We start from the raw sequence: 16,089 nt of genomic DNA, 5'->3' as shown, positions 1-16,089 counted from the left end.
AGGATCCGCTTTCGGGTCCTTTTTTGATTTGCACCTTTTTTGTGATATAATGACAATGAAAATTAATAAATGGTGATAATTATGAGAAATTTGACAAATATCAAAAAACAGCTTGATTTACTTGTAGATTATATAAAAGAAAATCCTAATATATTAGCTTTGTATATCTTTGGATCGTATGGGACGGAATATCAAAATGACAATAGTGACATTGATTTTGCTGTTTTATATGAACGTATGCCAAGCCTTAATGATGAGCTTTCATTAGAAGTAAAATTTTCAGAAATATTAGGCACAGATGATATAGATTTAATAAACCTGAACAAAGCATCTCTTGAGTTTAAACATAAAGTAATCTATACAGGCGATCTATTGTATTGCAGAGATTATTTAAAATTAGCTGATTTTAAAGAAAATGTTTTTAAGTTTTACGGCGATTATGGAATAACAATGAAATTTTTTTACGACGATTATTTGAAAGGACTGAATGAGATAAAAATCAAGGAGAGAGATTAATGACAAAATCACGGATAGACGAGATTGATGTATTGAAAGGTATATCCATTATAGCGGTACTTATCATACATACGACAGGCATTGCTGTATCTGATCTCGACAAATCATCTTTATCTTATATCGTATTTGCTGTGCTAAATAGGTTTTCACAGTTTGCTGTCCCAGCATTTATATTTGCGTCATCTATGCTTCTTATGTACAATTATAGCGATGGGGATAATTGGAAATTATTTTACAAGAAACGGTTTAAAAACGTATTATTGCCATATATTGTTTGGACAATGATATATGGCATTTACTTGTATGTAATATATAATGAGCCTTTGAAATCTATATTGACAGTAGAAAATCTCTTCTTTGGAGGTATGTTCTACCATCTGTATTTTATAGTCATAATAGTACAACTGTACGTTTTGTTTCCTGTACTGCTTTATATATACAAGCTTATAAACAAAAACAGATACACAATTTTAATGTCTATTGTAATATTTCAGATAGCAGATATATTTTTGTTTAAATATGTCATAAGTAGATATTACCAAAATTCTAGCCTTCTTTTTATAACATATATATCATTCATAATTGCAGGTATGTATATTGGTGAAAATATGCGTGAGTGGGGAAAATATTACGATAAAAAATTGCTTAATTTGTTTTTTGCCGTAATTGTATTTGGCTATCTTTTTGTTGATATATCACTTAAGGCATTTGCAAATAAACAGATAGATTCTAATCTGTACAATATTTATTATTATGCTTTTACACTTCTAGCATCATTGTTTTTTTTCGCTCTATCGACGAAAATATTGAATTACCATGCTTTAAGCGGTTTATTGGCAAGCACAGGTAAGCTTTCGTTTGGTATATATCTGTCCCATCCGCTCTTTTTAGATGTGCTAAACCACTTTTTAAATACAGGCAATCAATATCTATACGATATTTATATATTGTTTATATTTATTATGATCTATGCAATATCGTATTTCTTTGCGAAGTTTCTTAAAAAGCACAAATTTGCGACTGTTGTCATAGGCAAATGATGCTATGATATTGGATGTTAAATAAAAGTTGTTGAAATTTCTCTTTCATGATATTATAATAAAGGGAAAAATAGGTAGGGATTTGCGTGTTAAAAAAGATAATTGCAATTTTACTCATCCTGAGCACTTTGCTTTTGTCATCTGGTTGTAGCTATATTAGAAAGAGTTTTGCTTTGGATGATATAATATTTGTTCCATTGGACAGTAGACCTGTAAATACACAAAATGTTTCAATACTTACAAAGATGTGGGGCAAAAACTTGATTTTGCCGCCCAAAAATGTCCTTGATGATTATACGAAGCCCGGTGATTATGAGGGGCTTCAAAAATGGCTTAATGAAGAGGTATCTCAAAATAATGTTTATGCCATAGTTATATCGGTGCAGCAGTACATAAATGGCGGACTTATAGCATCACGCGATATTAAAAACTACAATGATTATAAAAAAAGGCTTTTGACTCTTTACAATTTTATAAAAAAGAATAAAGATAAAAATATAATTATCTTTTCTGTAATACCTAGGCTTAAACCAACACAATTCAGTGACTACCAATATATAAAATACAATCAGCAAATTGTGGAGTTTTCGGAGTTAAAAGATATCGTTGACCTTTATCATAGAGAAAGCGATGTAAAAAAGCTTGAGAAGATAGAGAGTGGTATACCGACAGATTTGATAAAGAACTACAATAATCTTTTTGAGATAAATGATGTAATAAACCAAAAACTTATTGATTGGACAAAAGATGGATATATAAAGACATTGGTGATAGGTAATGACGATACATCACAATACAGCATGACAAACATGGTATCAAGGAAGCTAAGCCAATACGTAGAAAGTCATGGCATATCTGATAAAGTATATATGCTTCATGGAGCAGATGAGATTGGCATGGAGATAACAGCAAGGCTTGCAAATGAGTATTATAAGCAAAAACCTAGATTTCGCGTAATTTATGACGTCTCAAATCCTGAAAATGTCATACTGCCGTATGAAGGAGCGGATCTTAAAAAAATCGTTGAAGAAAAAATTAATTTTATAGGAGGAAAAACGGATAGTAATGGCGAATCTATACTATACATACATACAAATAAAAATTTAGGAATAAAAAGCGACGTAGAAAAATATAAAAATATAGGACAAATTTTCGGGATAGCTGATGTGGCGTATACAAATATGGCGGATGCAAATGTTGTTGATGCTGTGCTTAAAGATGATCCGATTGATATAATGTACGCGGGATGGAATACCCCCAGCAATGCCATAGGTACAGTTATATCTGAGATGCCTATTAAAGAGATACTTGATAAAAAGCTAATATCTCATGACAAAAAAGATGAAGCTGTAAAAAGCTTTGTGTCTTTTTCCTTCATACGCATGGCTGATGACTATGGGTATCAGGCAGTAGTTAGAAATAAGATGTATAAGTGGGCTGAAGCAAATGGCATAAATAAAGACTATATAAAGGCAGAATCATCAAATAATGAATTGTCAAATAAAATGGAGCCAGTATTAGAAATGCTATCAAAAACATATGAAGGCAGAGTGGTATTGGGAAAGAAAATAAAAAAGATTGAAGCCAGTGTCACGTATCCGTGGGACAGGATGTTTGAGATAGAAGTCATGCCTCATGTTGAACTAGGTAGCTAAGGAGGATGAAAGATGTGAAGTTTTTTAAAAAATTTCTTTTATCAATAATTATCGCCTCTATGGTAATAAATATTTGCTTTGCAGGTACCTTATATGCTGCGTCTTTTTCAGACGTCAAGCAAGATGCACCTTATGCAGAGGCTGTAAATTATCTATCAGATCTCAATATAACACAAGGCATAGGCGGAGGACTTTTTGGTGTTGGCAAGCCTGTTACACGTGCAATGATGACTGTATTCATAAATAGACTTACGGGATACAGCAGCTCAGCAGAGAAATTAAAGACAACCTCATCGACTTTCAAAGATGTGCCCAAAAATTATTGGGCATTGGGGGACATAAATTTAGCTGCAAAGCTTGGATTTACACATGGTGTTGGGAATAATCTATTCAACCCAGAGGGGAATGTCACATACATACAAGCATTGGGGTTTATCTTAAATGCACTTAACTATAAAGATCTGAAGTGGCCTAATGGCGTCATGCAAAAAGCGGATGAGCTTGGTCTTACGAAAGATATGCCTTACAAAGCTGATGATGTCATAACAAGGGAAAATCTTGCTGTAATAATGTATAGAGCTTTATTTTTGAAAGTTCAATAAAAATATGGTAAAATGATCTATGGCGAATTGTAGTAATGACACTAATGTTAAGCGAATATTACAGTTTTATTACAAATTGGTAATACTTATTGACCTTAAATATTTGATTTGCTATAATAACAACTAGACTGAGGTTCTAGTGTTGTTATAAATAAGCTTAATACTAAGCTTGATTCTGTAGTCTAAACCTTTAAGAGGGGGGATGCAGACCCGCATGGCAATCTTAATATATTTAAAATCGTTACCGCTTTTTGGCGTGGCAAGTAGTTAGTGGATGCGGGAAAGTCATAATATGATATCGTGCTGCAAGTTGCAGCAGAAACAAATTTTTTAAAAAAATAACAAATTTACAGGAGGGAATACAATGGTAAAAAGTAAATGGTTAAGCTTTGTACTTGTATTTGCGATGCTTGTTAGTATGTTTGTGCCAATGGGTATGACAAATGCATTTGCAGCAGGTACATCATACACTTCATTGACAGTTCCGAGCATCTCGGATGATTCTACAACAAAACTGGGCACATTTATGATAGATATAGACCCGTATGCAACACAATCAGAGGCATTAATTGAATTGCCAAATACAGACTATAAAATTTATGATTTAGTAATAGGAAATCCTACAGATAGTAATGGTACTAACGGTAGAGAATATACTAATTTTGATAAGATACCTAATAATGTTTCTGATGCCGTTTATAATGGTACTTTAAATGATAATGATCGTAACCCAATTAGTTTTTCGCTTGTTAAAACTAGTAGCAATGGCTTTAAGTTATCATTAACTTCAAGTGGTACAAATAAGGAATTAAAGATACCTGTTTCTTTTAAGAGTGTAAATGTACCTTCAGGTGCAAGTGGTGATATAAAAGCTACTATAACAAATATTTCAGGACAATTAACAAGTGGTAGTGTAGTGGTTGCAACAATTGGCAGTGGTGATATTACAGTATCAGCAATTGATACAAATACATTCTCAGATGCAGGTGGGCCAGTGGAGTTACGTATCGCTGAAAGCACATCTGGCAAATTGAATGCGAAGGATCAATTAAAGCTTGAACTGCCAGACGGATTTAAGTGGGGTACTGTAACTGATAAAAAAATAGTATATGGTACTTTAGGTCGTAGTGGAGATATAAGCAATGTTGTATTTACAGTAGATGGAGATACTCTCAAGATAAATTTAGCAGATGATAAATATAAATCGACAGATAAAGTTTCTATCGATTTTGTAGCAAGCATTAATGTAACAGATACAGATAAAGCTAAATATGGCGATATAATCGCTAAGGTAAAAGGTGATTATACTGCAACACCAAGTGAGATCACAGTTGGTACTTATGGTGATTACAGTGCAACTGTAAAAGCTGTAGATTCATCAACAGTGGCTTATGCAGGACAAAATGACCAAGGTGTTAGCGATATAGAGATTAAAGAAGCTATTCAAGGTAGTTTGATAGAAGGTCGTACAATACTCATCACATTACCATCAAATGCAAGATGGTTTAAAATCGATGATACAGTAGTTGATAAAGAAAAAAATAACAAAGTAGATGATGATAATGGTGTTGAGTTGGATTTTGTTGGTTTGCAGGGAACAGATAATAGAACAGCTAAATTCCAGATAAAAGGAGGTTCTACTGGGAAAGATAAACCTGCTGATCTAAAGATTGAAAATATAAGTGTTGCTCTTGATAGTGGTATAACTGGTGATCTTGTAGCTACTGTATCAGGCAGTGCTGGATTATCAGGAGATATAACACTTGCAAAAGTTGTTAATCCTGTAACTGTAACTGCTGATAAAACTAATGTTAAGTTAGGTGTATCAGCTCAGGCTGCAGGTGATATAACAATAAGTGAATACAAAGATGGTGCTATTGATACAAATGATGGTTCAAGCCCAGTTGTGTTAGATTTACCTGATGGTGTGAAATTTGCAGCAAAACCAACAGTAACTGTTACATCAGGTGATATCGAAGTTGATCATGTATCTTTGACAAATGACGACAATACATTAGAGATATACTTCAAAGATGATAGTAATACAGCTAGCACAATTAAGGTTAGTGGCATCAAATATGATGTTGACAGAACAGTAGGCGAAGGTGATATTCAAGTTAAAGTTGCTGGCAAAGCGCTTATAACAGTGCCTAATGATCTAGATAATTATCAAAGTGATAGTAATTATGATACATGGAAATATGCAGATGTTTGGTTCTCAGGTGATAATTATGTAGCAAAAGTAGCTAATGCTACAGTTGTTACACCTGCTCCAAACGCTACAAATCAGACAGCAGTATTCACAATCAACTCAACAACATACACAGTAAATGGCGTTCAAAATACATTAGATTCAGCACCATACGTTAAGAATGGTCGCACGTACTTGCCAACAAGATATGTTGCATATGCACTTGGCGTTTCATCTGATAATGTACTCTGGGATGGAACAAAGGCAACATTCATCTTAGGTAACAGAGTTGTTCAAGTGACACCTGGTAGCACAACATTGACTATCAACGGTGCACCTGTAACAATGGATGCTCCTGCAGAAATAGTAAATGGCCGTGTAATGGTACCATTCCGTTGGATAGCACAAGCATTCGGTGCTCAAGTACAATGGGATGCTACAAACCAGACAGTTACAATGACATTAAAGGCTCAATAATAGGCCATAGTAAAGTAAAATTCCCAGGTCGTAGTGGCCTGGGAATTTAATCTATGTTAGGAGGTGTTGTGCATGAGAAAAGTGCATAAAATTATTGTAAGCTGCGTTATAGGGCTTACTATGCTTCTTACTCCTATCATTTCTTATGCGGATGACAATGCAACTAATACTGTTGCATCACTTACTTTAAGCGATGCTACTAAAATGGCATTAGCTCATGATGAGACGATCAAAAAAGCTTCCGCAGAAATCGACAGGACAAAGTCATTAAGGGATAATGCCCAAGATGCAGTTCAGTTTACACCAGCACCTGGCAATGTCTACGGACCACAGATTGAGGTCACATGGACAGGTCTTTTGCGGGCAGATTTAGCGTATCGCTCAAGTCTAAAAAATTACGATGCAAAGATAGATACAGTTGAGTTAGATGTGTGCAAGAAGTACTGGGATGTACAGGTTGCACAAGAAAAATTAGACGTTCAGGATAAATTAAAACAGCAGGCACTTGTCAATCTTCAAAATGCGAGAGCAGGGGTTGCGTCTGGTGCTGTGGCTCAGTCAACATTGACTTTGGCAGAAGCACAGTACAATCAAGCTTTAAATAATTATAATTTAGCACAACATGCGTTGGATGATGCGTACACTGCTTTTAATCAAGTTGTAGGTTTAGATCCGAGCGCGAGACCACAGCTTACAGATGAAGTGTCTTTTGAACCATTGCAAGTAGCAAGTTTAGACACTGCTGTATCTCAAGTGCTGGAGGAAGCACCGAATGTCTGGCAAGCGCAGCAGGCTATAGATCTAAAGCAGTGGGCATTCAATATGATGTACTCATCTGGGACTTATACGCCTTATGATGCAAGAGAGAAAGAATTAGAAGAGGCAAAAATTGATTATGAGACTGTAAAGAAAGTAATGGCGCAGGCAACTCGTGATATATATTACCAAGTTAAGCAATTAGAAGAAGGATATAATGCAGCATTAGAAGCGCAAAAAATGGCTGAGGAAAAACTGCGGGTAGCTAATGCTAATTATAGTGCTGGTACGGGTGTAAAAGCCGATGTCGTTGCTGCTGAGGTAGCATTAGCTCAGGCGAATGAAGCTTTAGATGAGCTTGTCCGTCAGCATGCATACTTAAAGCTTGCATTTGAGAAGCCGTGGGCTGTGTCAAGCACTAGTTCAAGCAGCAGTTCTACAAGCTCAAGTAGCAATTAAATATATTTCAAATTTTTTTAAGCCTAAGTAACTAAATAGTTAGTTACTTAGGCAATATGAAATCTTATCATTAAATAAAGAAGGTCTTAAATACAAAAAATTTTTATTAAAAAAGGAGAGGTCATAATTTATGATTAAGTCTAACTTTTCATTAGCAAAAAATAAAACGTCTATTTATTTTCTCATATTAGTTTTGATTTATTCATTGGTATTATCAGGATGCAGCAATGGTGCAAAGACAAGTTCTTCTAATTCCTATTTGATAGACGGTGTTGTAGAAAATCAGGAAGTGGATGTAGCTTCAAAACTTCCAGGGCGGATAGAGACAGTCAAAGTTAAAGAAGGGGATACAGTAAAAGCAGGACAGGTATTAGCTTATATGGAAATAAAAGAATTACAAGATAAGGAAAAACAGGCAGAAGCAGCAGTTGAAGCGGCTCAAGCGCAGTATAATAATGCAAAAGATACATATCAATTGCAGCAAAAGGTCAATGACGCAGATATACAAGCGGCGCAGGCAGCTTTAGACCAAGCAACTGCACAATATAATAAAGTTAAAAATGGTGCCAGATCTCAAGAAATAGAGCAGGCAAAAGCTAAACTAGATGAGGCAAAAGCAGCACTTGATGTTGCGGAAAAATCATATCAGCGTACAAGCCAACTTTTTGAAGCTGGTGCGGCTTCTCAGCAAACATTGGATGAAGTAAAGGCTAAGTATCAGGCAGCAAGCGACGACGTTCATTATGCAGAAGAAGCATTAAGCCTCATACAAGAAGGGGCACAGCCAGAGGACATAAAAGCTGCTGCAGCGGCTGTAGAGCAAGCTAAGGCAGCTATCATGAAAGCTGAAGCAGGTAAGCTTCAAACGGCGATTGCAGGTGATGCAGTGAAAATGGCGGAGGCTAACCTAAACGCTGCAAAGGCAGCTTTAGATGAGGTAAAAGCAAATATTGAAGATGCTACAATAAAAGCACCTTGTGATGGAATTATTACTGTTAAAAATGTTGAAGAAGGAGAAATAGTCAGTGCCGGTACGCCTATTTTCACTATTCAACAGCCTAAAGATAATTGGGTAAATGTAAAAGTTAAAGAGACACAGGTTGGAAAAATAAAGGTAGGTCAAAAAGTAAAAGTCACAAGTGCAGATTTTCCAAAGGAAGTATTTACAGGTGTGGTAGAATCGATAAATGAAAAACCCGATTATGCTGCACAGCGCTCTACAAATGAGAGGGACGATAAAGATATTGTTGCGTACAATGTAAAAGTAAGGTTAAACAATGAAAAGTTGAAAGCTGGGATGTCTGTAACGGTGGATTTCAGCGGATCGAAGGAGGAAAAATAGATGGCATCACAGTTTTTATATGTCTTCCAGAGAGAATGGAGGTACATGCTTAAGAATAAGCGATTGTTGCTTATCTTAATAGGTATACCTATACTGTATATTACACTATTTGGTACACTTTATAGTGAGCATATAGTAAATCATATAAGTTTAGGTGTGCTTGACATGGACAAAACGGCTTTAAGCCGTACAGTGATACAGGCATTTTCTGATTCAGACAGGTTTGATTATACAACTGAGCTTACTAGTCAAAAAGATATGGAAAATGCCATGAGAGAAGGTAAAATTTTTGCTGCCATAGTTATACCTCCAGATTTTGAGAAAGATATAAAGAGGGGTATTGGCAGTCAAGTGATGGTTGTAGCCAATGGAGCAAATATGATAATCGGAAATGCAGTTACATTATCTGCCAGTGAAATAGTCCAGACGTTATCAGCAGGTATGCTTATTAAAAAAATGGAAGCAACAGGCCTTTCAGAAAGTGCTGCATCAGCTTTGATACAGCCAATAAGCTATAGACTTCGTCTTTGGTATAATCCTACATTTAACTATAATAATTTTCTACTGTTGGGCCTTATGACGACAGTGATTCAGCAAGTTGCTCTTTTATATATAGCAGTATCTATTATAAGAGAAAAAGAGCAGGATACGTTAGGGGAGCTAAAGGAAAACTGTAAAAGCCCTTTTGTGATAGCGGCAGGTAAGATGCTACCATACTTTATAGTAAATTTTTTGACACTAAATATACTTTTACTAGAAGCCATATTTGTTTTTAAAATACCGCTTTATGGCAATTACATGTATATATTGCTATTGACAGCAGCTTTTCTAATTTGTATTCTTAGTTTAGGGATTCTGCTTTCTAGTATATGCCGTACAGAATTGGAAGCGACACAAATATCGATGCTTGTTGCAGTGCCATCTTTTCTATTTTCAGGTTATACGTGGCCGCTTATGGCAATGCCTTTGGTAGCTAAAATTGTTGCCAGGCTTTTGCCTCTAACTTATTACTCAGATAATGTGCGAAAAATCTTTTTAATGGATGTGGAATTCAAGACTATTTTACCTGATCTGATGGTGCTGACTGGTGCTGCAATTGTATTATTTAGTCTTGCTGTATTTGTCATTAAGAAAAAGTATTTCGACAAAAGAGAGGCAACAGCAGATGCACAGTCATAAAATTTAAAAATAACAGATTGTGATAAGGAGGCATTTGATGGATGGATTAGCACATGATAGTAAGCAAAGGATATTAGCTGCGGCAGAAGAAATTTTTGCAACTAAGGGATTACACGGTGCACGTGTGGATGAGATTGCAGAAAAGGCTCAGATAAATAAAAGGATGCTTTATCATTATTTTCATAGTAAGAATGACCTTTATGCAGAAGTTCTTAAGATCAATTTTGAGAGGATGTGGGATGTTACTAGTCAAGCCACAAGGGATAGGAACAATCCTCAAGTACAATTGGTAGAAGCTATAAAGAGCTATTTTTACTTTTTGAAAGAAAATCCCAATTTTCCACGGCTCATGACTTGGGAAGCCTTAGAGGGAGGCATTTACGCAAAGAAAGTTTTACCACCTATTTGGGATGCGGCATTTCCACAATTGCGAGCAATCATCGATGAAGGCAAATCAAAAGGGGTTTTTAGAGATGACTTAGATTCACGGCAGATATTGACAAGTATTCATGTTCTGTGTATTTCTTCATTTACTCAAAAGGATATATTAGCAATACTTTGGAAAGATAATCCTACACGGCCAGAAAACTTAGAAAAGCGATTAGAGCACATATTGAGCTTGACATTGAGAAGCATTCTTGCCAATTAAATAAATAAGAATATGCCTTACACAGGATATTGTGTAAGGCATTATATAGGTGGGGTTAAACGGCTTTTTTGGAAAACCTAGCCTTTAAAGTGGAAAATCTATCTTTAGTTTTATTGCGCATATTGTCAAACAGTGAATAAAGTACTGGCACAAGTATTAGTGTCAGAAGTGTTGATGTAGTCAAGCCACCTATGGCACTGACAGCAAGAGGAGCTTCTATTTCGCTTCCTGAGCCTACGCCAAGTGCTATTGGCAACATACCAAGTATAGTTGCTGTAGCAGTCATGATAATAGGACGCAATCTTCTAGGCCCGGCTTCAAGTATGGCATCTGTGACGTTTTTACCTCTTTCTCTCAATTTATTTATATAGTCTACAAGTAATATGCCGTTGCTGACAGCGATACCGACTACCATTATGATGCCTAAGAAAGCTGGTATGCTAAGTGCCCAACCGCTTATCAAGAGACCGAAAACAATTCCTATTATACATAGTGGAATTGAAAACATGATGGTAAATGGATGAATGAGGGACTCAAACTCTGCAGCCATTACAACGAAAACTAATACGATTGATAGCAATAGAGCCTGACCTAATTGTGCAAATGAATCTTGCATGTCTTTGTTTTGGCCTTCAAAGCTTACGGTATAACCTTCCGGCAGATTCATAGAGGAAACTGATGCCTCAATATCATTCATTACGCTTCCTAAGCTTCTTCCAAATATATCTGCGGTAACGTAAGCAATACGAGTTCTATCCTCGTGCTGAATCACGTTTTGTCCTTCCGTTATATTAAATTTTGCGATATCTTTAATAGGCACATTTACACCAGATGCAGTCAGCAGTGAGAAATTTTCTAAGTCTTCAAAAGTTTTTGTTGAAAGTTCATCAAGTTGGACATTTACGTCGATTTCTGTTCCTGCGACTTTATATTTGGTTGCAGTTGCACCAGCTATCGATGTTCTTATTAGCTGCCCAATTTGATTAGCGTCTAATCCATAGCTGGAGGCTTTATCCTTATCGATGATTATTTCTAGTTCAGGTCTACCTTCCTCAAATGAAGTTTCAACGTTTCTTGTTCCCTGTACTTTTTCTACTGTCGTTTTGACTCTGTCAGCTAGATTTTGAAGTGTATCGAAATCATCTCCTTTTAGTGCAATTTGGATTGGATGACTGCTTCCTCCCGCACTTCCTGTCTGTGATACGCTATTTACTACAATTTTTGCCCCTGGAACCTGGCCGATTTTTTGTCTAAGTTCTTCAGCTATTTCATCAGTTGATCTTTTTCTATCGCTTAGAGGCACTAATCTTACAGATATGCTGGCACTTTCGCTGGATGATGAGCTGGAACCGGAAAGGCCACCTGATGAACTTGTTCCAACTTGTGATGAATACATACTAACTTCTTTTATCGATGCTATCTTATTTTCAATTGTTTTTACTAACTGATCAGTTTTTTCTAATTTTGTCCCAATAGGATATTGTATGCTTATTGAAATTTGCCCTTCGTCTGTTGTAGGGAAAAATTCTGTTCCCACCAATGGTATTGCGGCGATGCTTATTATGAGAAGTCCGATAATCGAAAGTATTACGGTTTTCTTGTGATTTAAACTCCACTTGAGTAAAGCACCATATTTTTTTTCTACAGTACTATATGCTTTATCCATTGGGTAGAATATTTTTCCTAAAAGGCTTCTTTTTTCAATATTCACAGTAGATACTTTTACAAGACGTGAGCTTAAAAGAGGTACGATTGTCATAGCGCATACAAGAGATGATAATAATGCAAATGTAATTGTAAGGCTTAGCTCTTTAAATAATACTCCTGAGATCCCATTTACAAATATTACAGGCAAAAAAACTACGACGGTAGTTAAAGTAGATGCGGTGATTGAAAGAAACATTTCCTTTGCGCCGATTGTTGCTGCCTCAAATGCATTCATTCCTTGCTGTCGATGATAGTGGATGTTTTCAAGTACAACGATAGCATCATCTTCTAGCCTGCCTATAGCCATGGCAAGGCCACCTAGCGACATAATATTTAATGTCATTCCGCTAAAGTACATTAAGATAAATGTGGATATTAGTGAAATAGGTATAGATGTCGCTACAACAAGAGTCGAACTGAAGCTGTGTAGAAATAAATAGATAATTATTACAGCTAATAAGGCTCCGATTATGCCGTGTGATATTAAAGTATTAATTGAATCATTTATGTATTCTGATTCATCTGATATCTTATATAATGTCATGCCTTTTGGCAATTGTTTCTGCAATGATTCCAATTCTTTTTTGACATTGTTTGCCACAGTAACGGTATTTGCATCACTTGCTTTTTGGACTTGTATTACCAAACCTGGGCTTTTATTAATTCGCGAGTAACTTGTAACATCTGCTGTCGCGTCTTCTACGTCGGCGATGTCACGTAGTCTTATTATGCTACCCTGCTTATTGGCAATAGGAATATTCTTTATGTCATCTACACTTTGGAATTCACCCATTGTTCGCACCATTAATTCTCTACTGCCATAGTCGACAGTTCCAGCAGGCAAATTTACGTTATTTGATTGAAGTGCTTGCGTAACTTGGGTAAAGCTTATGCCATACCCGTTCATTTTCTCCGGTGAAACAAGCACTCTTACTTGTCTATCAACACCGCCAGATATATTTACACTTGCAACTCCAGCTACTGTTTCTAATTTTTTTTGAATTACATCTTCTGCTACTTGTTTCATCAAAAGCTGGTTCTCGCTGCCTGTTATACCGTATGTAATGACAGGCATTGAAGACATGTCGAATTTGACTATGGTTGGATCGCTGGCACCATCAGGTAGCGAGTTTTTTACTATGTTTATTTTGTCTCTTACATCTGTGACAGCGGAATCAAGATTAGTCCCCCAGTTGAAGTTTATTGTCACGATAGATACATTCGTTTGGCTGGAAGACGATATATTTTGAACATTTTGCAAGCCTGCTAGTTGATTCTCAATTGGATCTGTTATGAGGGATTCTATTTCTTCAGAGCTTGCTCCAGTATATGTTGTTACTACAGCTACTGCTGGATACTTAATATCAGGAAGCAAATCAACATTCATTTTGGTAAGTGAGACAAAGCCCAAAATAAAAACTAAAACTACTGCCATGAATGCGGTAACTGGTCTTTTTATTGCTGCATCAATAATACCCATGTTTTCACCCCTTTCAGCTTACTGTGTCTTGACTTGAGTTCCTTCTGTAATCATATTTTGACCACTTACAATAACTGTTTCACCAGCTTTAATCCCGCTTACTACCTCCACTTTATCGCTATTAGAAATTCCTAGTTTTATAAGGCGTTCTTCTGCTTTTCCATTGTTTACAACATAGACGGTATTGCCATACTTTTTAATCATTATTGCATCTTTAGGAATCGTAATCACGTTTTGTTTGATTTCTGTAACTATGCTGACTTTAGCAAACATGCCTGATTTTAGCAAGTTATCTTTGTTGTCTAATGATATTTTAACTTGGAAAATTCCGCTTTGCTGTGATGATGGAGAAATCTCACTTATTTTTCCCTTTAAATTGTTTCCGTTATTTATGGCATCAACGCTTACTAAAGCGTCTTGACCAACTTTTAAATTATTTATATCATCCTCAGGTACATTTATAACTACATTTACGTTATTCATATTTGCTATAGTAAGAAGGGTTGTTCCAGCTTGGCACATCTCACCGGCATCTATTTGTTTTGATGTAATAATACCAGAGATTGGTGCTGTAATAATTCCGTTTTGGACATTTGTTTCAGCTAATTCTACCTGTGCTTGTGCTTGCTCCACTTGTGATTGCAATGCCTTTAAGTTTTCTGGCTGTTTTTTTTGTATGATATCCAATTGTTCCTTTGCATTTTCATATTGGCTTTCTGCAGTTTGATACTGCAATTGTGCACTGTCTAAAGATTGCTTTGATGTTGCGCCAGCATCGTACAAAGATTTTACTCTGTCATAGTTTGATTTGGCATTTAAATAGTTGGATTCTGCCTGGCTATATGCAGTTTTTGCTTGTGCAAGTTCTTGAGGGAGATTTCCATATTCATTTGCAGCTAAATTTGCTTCAGCAGCATCTAAAGAAGCTTTAGCTTGTGCAAGTTGAATATTTAATTCATTAGTGTCAAGGACTATGAGTGGATCGCCTTCTTTAACATAACTGCCAACTTGGAAATTCACTTCTTTTACTTTGCCAGAAATTTTGCTGGAAACTTTAATATCTTCTTCTGATGTGATCACACCTGTATATGTAGAATAATTTTCGATTTTATTAAGCTCTGCCTTCGTTGCCTTGACTAATACTGCTTGTGGAGCCTTAGAAGTTGTTTTTTTACTGTTTCCACATCCGCTAAGAATTGACGTTGATAATGTAAAAACAAAAGTGAACAAAATTATCTTTTTTGTGTTTAGCTTGTTAAACCACATTAAACACACCTCTTTGTAATTATATTCAATAACATAATTGCCTTTACTATAACGTTTTAGATAGACAGATATGTTTTTTTCATCAAAAACCCCCTTATAAATAAAAAATATAGATTATTTTAGAATTTTACATAAATTTAGTATAATTGCTAAAAAGTTGAGTGTCAATAAAATATTTATTAAATTTTTTGAAGTATAACTAGTCAAATTATATTAATGAGATTAACCCATTAGTAAACTATCTTGACAAAAATGCTATATTTTTCTACAATGTAATTAAATATTTCGGTTTAGAAATTTGCTATATAGAAATATACTATTTAGAAATGAGTGGTGCAAATGAAATGGGTGGCTCTCTTAGCACTTTTTAAGCGTGTAAATTGGAAATTGGGAAGGCGAATTGTGCCTTTTTTTAAAGAGGAGAATCTGACGCCGACAGAAATGGTTGTGATGCTTCTTGTATCTAAAAAGGATAAATGTGCTATTACTAAAATGGCAGATTATTTAGGAGTGCCTTTTAGCACCTTTACGGAAGTATTAGATCGCCTTGAATCGAAAGGGCTTATAGAGAGGATACCAAATCCTAAAAGCCGACGCAGTATGTTGGTGATTAGCACATCTTCAGGGCTTGAATTACTTGATAAAATCGAAAGAAAAATTGAAATGAAAATGGAAGAAATATTTAAAGAATTATCGGAGGATACGTATCATCAAATTTTTAATGTATTAAATGCATTAAATGAATATTTAAATGATGAGGAGGTGTAAAA

The 16,089-nt window shown here is 35.5% G+C and carries 12 protein-coding genes; 10 read left to right on the top strand and 2 right to left on the bottom strand.

Features of this window, described 5'->3' with window-relative positions; all coding sequences use genetic code 11:
- Positions 1-81: 81 nt before the first annotated feature.
- From mntA to TTHE_RS12795, 9 genes are all read left to right on the top strand, one after another.
- A complete protein-coding gene (gene mntA, locus TTHE_RS12835; protein WP_013298995.1) occupies positions 82-516 on the top strand; it encodes a type VII toxin-antitoxin system MntA family adenylyltransferase antitoxin in 435 nt (144 codons plus the stop codon).
- On the top strand, positions 516-1,556 hold the full coding sequence (locus TTHE_RS12830; RefSeq protein WP_013298994.1) for an acyltransferase: 1,041 nt from the start codon (positions 516-518) through the stop codon (positions 1,554-1,556). Before mntA ends, TTHE_RS12830 begins: the two co-directional genes overlap by 1 nt.
- 173 nt (positions 1,557-1,729) lie before the next feature.
- Positions 1,730-3,211: a DUF4127 family protein gene (locus TTHE_RS12825; protein ID WP_231292670.1), complete on the top strand. Its 1,482-nt coding sequence runs from the start codon at positions 1,730-1,732 to the stop codon at positions 3,209-3,211.
- Between the two features lie 14 nt (positions 3,212-3,225).
- Complete coding sequence (locus TTHE_RS12820; protein ID WP_013298992.1) at positions 3,226-3,813, top strand: S-layer homology domain-containing protein; 588 nt, start codon at positions 3,226-3,228, stop codon at positions 3,811-3,813.
- 364 nt (positions 3,814-4,177) lie between these two features.
- Positions 4,178-6,481 carry a copper amine oxidase N-terminal domain-containing protein gene (locus TTHE_RS12815; RefSeq protein ID WP_013298991.1) on the top strand — a complete coding sequence of 768 codons (2,304 nt, stop codon included), beginning with the start codon at positions 4,178-4,180 and terminating at the stop codon, positions 6,479-6,481.
- 72 nt (positions 6,482-6,553) lie between these two features.
- Positions 6,554-7,696 carry a TolC family protein gene (locus TTHE_RS12810; RefSeq protein WP_013298990.1) on the top strand — a complete coding sequence of 381 codons (1,143 nt, stop codon included), beginning with the start codon at positions 6,554-6,556 and terminating at the stop codon, positions 7,694-7,696.
- A 130-nt stretch (positions 7,697-7,826) separates the two neighbouring features.
- Positions 7,827-9,038: an HlyD family secretion protein gene (locus TTHE_RS12805; protein WP_013298989.1), complete on the top strand. Its 1,212-nt coding sequence runs from the start codon at positions 7,827-7,829 to the stop codon at positions 9,036-9,038.
- Positions 9,039-10,217, top strand: coding sequence for an ABC transporter permease (locus tag TTHE_RS12800; RefSeq protein ID WP_013298988.1), 1,179 nt, complete (start codon positions 9,039-9,041; stop codon positions 10,215-10,217).
- Positions 10,218-10,254: 37 nt separating this feature from the next.
- Positions 10,255-10,866: a TetR/AcrR family transcriptional regulator gene (locus TTHE_RS12795; protein WP_013298987.1), complete on the top strand. Its 612-nt coding sequence runs from the start codon at positions 10,255-10,257 to the stop codon at positions 10,864-10,866.
- 55 nt (positions 10,867-10,921) lie between these two features.
- On the opposite strand, the gene TTHE_RS12790 is transcribed toward TTHE_RS12795, so the two are convergent.
- Both TTHE_RS12790 and TTHE_RS12785 read right to left on the bottom strand, forming a co-directional pair.
- Complete coding sequence (locus TTHE_RS12790) at positions 10,922-14,053, bottom strand: efflux RND transporter permease subunit (RefSeq protein WP_013298986.1); 3,132 nt, start codon at positions 14,051-14,053, stop codon at positions 10,922-10,924.
- A gap of 18 nt (positions 14,054-14,071) precedes the next feature.
- Positions 14,072-15,319 (bottom strand): efflux RND transporter periplasmic adaptor subunit, encoded by a 1,248-nt coding sequence (locus tag TTHE_RS12785; RefSeq protein ID WP_013298985.1) that lies wholly within the window; start codon positions 15,317-15,319, stop codon positions 14,072-14,074.
- Between the two features lie 339 nt (positions 15,320-15,658).
- Here TTHE_RS12785 and TTHE_RS13795 point away from each other — a divergent pair, with 339 nt between their 5' ends.
- Positions 15,659-16,087, top strand: coding sequence for a MarR family winged helix-turn-helix transcriptional regulator (locus tag TTHE_RS13795; RefSeq protein WP_013298984.1), 429 nt, complete (start codon positions 15,659-15,661; stop codon positions 16,085-16,087).
- The last annotated feature ends 2 nt before the right edge of the window (positions 16,088-16,089 follow it).

The sequence above is a fragment of the Thermoanaerobacterium thermosaccharolyticum DSM 571 genome (assembly GCF_000145615.1).
Taxonomy (GTDB): Bacteria; Bacillota; Thermoanaerobacteria; order Thermoanaerobacterales; family Thermoanaerobacteraceae; genus Thermoanaerobacterium; species Thermoanaerobacterium thermosaccharolyticum.
The sequence above is the reverse complement of the archived record's forward strand: the minus strand, read 5'-3'. Positions and strand labels throughout refer to the sequence as shown.

Excerpts from the sequence above, each read along its gene's own strand:
- mntA (WP_013298995.1), top strand. The coding sequence starts at position 82 with ATGAGAAATTTGACAAATATCAAAAAACAGCTTGATTTACTTGTAGAT.
- TTHE_RS12830 (WP_013298994.1), top strand. The coding sequence starts at position 516 with ATGACAAAATCACGGATAGACGAGATTGATGTATTGAAAGGTATATCC.
- TTHE_RS12815 (WP_013298991.1), top strand. The coding sequence starts at position 4,178 with ATGGTAAAAAGTAAATGGTTAAGCTTTGTACTTGTATTTGCGATGCTT.
- TTHE_RS12810 (WP_013298990.1), top strand. The coding sequence starts at position 6,554 with ATGAGAAAAGTGCATAAAATTATTGTAAGCTGCGTTATAGGGCTTACT.
- TTHE_RS12805 (WP_013298989.1), top strand. The coding sequence starts at position 7,827 with ATGATTAAGTCTAACTTTTCATTAGCAAAAAATAAAACGTCTATTTAT.
- TTHE_RS12800 (WP_013298988.1), top strand. The coding sequence starts at position 9,039 with ATGGCATCACAGTTTTTATATGTCTTCCAGAGAGAATGGAGGTACATG.
- TTHE_RS12795 (WP_013298987.1), top strand. The coding sequence starts at position 10,255 with ATGGATGGATTAGCACATGATAGTAAGCAAAGGATATTAGCTGCGGCA.
- TTHE_RS12790 (WP_013298986.1), bottom strand. The coding sequence starts at position 14,053 with ATGGGTATTATTGATGCAGCAATAAAAAGACCAGTTACCGCATTCATG.
- TTHE_RS12785 (WP_013298985.1), bottom strand. The coding sequence starts at position 15,319 with ATGTGGTTTAACAAGCTAAACACAAAAAAGATAATTTTGTTCACTTTT.
- TTHE_RS13795 (WP_013298984.1), top strand. The coding sequence starts at position 15,659 with ATGAAATGGGTGGCTCTCTTAGCACTTTTTAAGCGTGTAAATTGGAAA.